Source organism: Micrococcus sp. HG099, from assembly GCF_024723355.1.
GTDB lineage: Bacteria > Actinomycetota > Actinomycetes > Actinomycetales > Micrococcaceae > Micrococcus > Micrococcus endophyticus.
In genome coordinates, this window is record NZ_JANQCJ010000243.1 from 1 (window position 1) to 1,330 (window position 1,330).

The 1,330-nt window shown below is 74.1% G+C and carries 2 protein-coding genes; both read right to left on the bottom strand.

Going from position 1 to position 1,330, the window contains the following annotated elements:
- A partial coding sequence (locus NWP10_RS11970) for a PP2C family serine/threonine-protein phosphatase (RefSeq protein WP_258301051.1) occupies positions 1–999 on the bottom strand: 999 nt, incomplete at its 3' end.
- Positions 1,000–1,001: 2 nt separating this feature from the next.
- The coding region (locus tag NWP10_RS11975; RefSeq protein WP_258301052.1) for an FHA domain-containing protein at positions 1,002–1,330 on the bottom strand (329 nt) is incomplete at its 5' end.

Here is a 1,330-nt window from a genome sequence, read left to right on the forward strand (position 1 = left end):
GTCCGTGAGGACGGCCGCGGTGCGCCGGGGCCGGTTCTCCGGCACGGGGCTCTCGCCCAGGAGCACCGCCGCGCGGCGGCGCGTGGAGTTGCGGGTGACCACGGGGATGCGGTCCGTCTTCACGGCGTTGGAGGCGGCGCCCACGAGCAGGTGGGGCCGCGCGTCGAGGTCCTCGCGCAGCAGGCGCCCGGAGACCGGGCCGACCTCCGCGGGGCGGGCCGCGGCGAGGGCCTGCTCGGAGAGGTGGACCTCGGGGATCGGGGCCAGCTCCTCCTCCGTGCCCTCGGCGATCTCGAAGACCACGATCGTCACGTTGTCCGGGGCGCCGCCCTTGAGGGTCATGTCCACGAGGTGGTCCACCACGGCGTTGAGCGACTCCGTGTCCCGCAGCGCCTCGTGGATGCGCTCCGGGGAGACCACGTCCGTGAGCCCGTCCGAGCACAGCAGCCAACGCTCCCCGGGCGCCACGGGCACCTCGAACACGTCCAGCTCGGGGGAGGCGTCCACGTCGCCCAGCACGCGCATGAGCACGTTCTTGTTGGGGTGGAACGGGGCTTCGCCGGCCTCGAGCCGGCCCTCGTCCACGAGCTTCTGCACGAACGTGTGGTCCCGGGTGACCTGCGTGAACTCGCCGTCCGCGAGCCGGTAGGCCCGCGAGTCGCCGATGTGCGCCACGTGCAGGGTGGTGCCGGCCAGCAGGCATGCCGTGCACGTGGTGCCCATGCCCGCGAGCTTGGGGTTGGCGTGCACCAGCTCGTTGAGGATCAGGTTGGCGTTCTGGATCTCGTCCGGCAGCACGGTGGCCGGGTCCTCGTAGCCCACCGCGTCCAGCGGGGCCAGGTCCAGCACCGTGGAGGCGCTGGCCACGTCCCCGCCGACGTGCCCGCCCATGCCGTCCGCGAGCACGGCCAGGTGGCGCCCCACATAGGCCGAGTCGTCGTTCTTGGCGCGGACTCGGCCCACGTCGGAGCGGGCGGCGTAGCGGAGGACCAGGGACATGCTCAGGCCTCGAGCTCCATGACCGTCTTGCCGATCCGGATGGCGGTGCCGGGGCCCACGGGCAGGGCGCGCGCGACGGGGTCGCCGTCCACGTAGGTGCCGTTGGTGGAGCCCAGGTCCTCGAGGAACCAGCGGGTGCCCTGCGGGAACAGGCGGGCATGGCGGCCGGAGGCGTAGTCGTCCACGAGCACGAGGTCGGCGTCCTGGGCGCGGCCCATCAGCAGGGGGCGGCCCTCCAGGGCGATGGTCTGCCCGGCCTTCGGACCCTCGACCACGCGCAACGTCCGGGCCAGCCGGGGCGCCGGCGTCGTGGGCGCGACCGGGGCGGGGG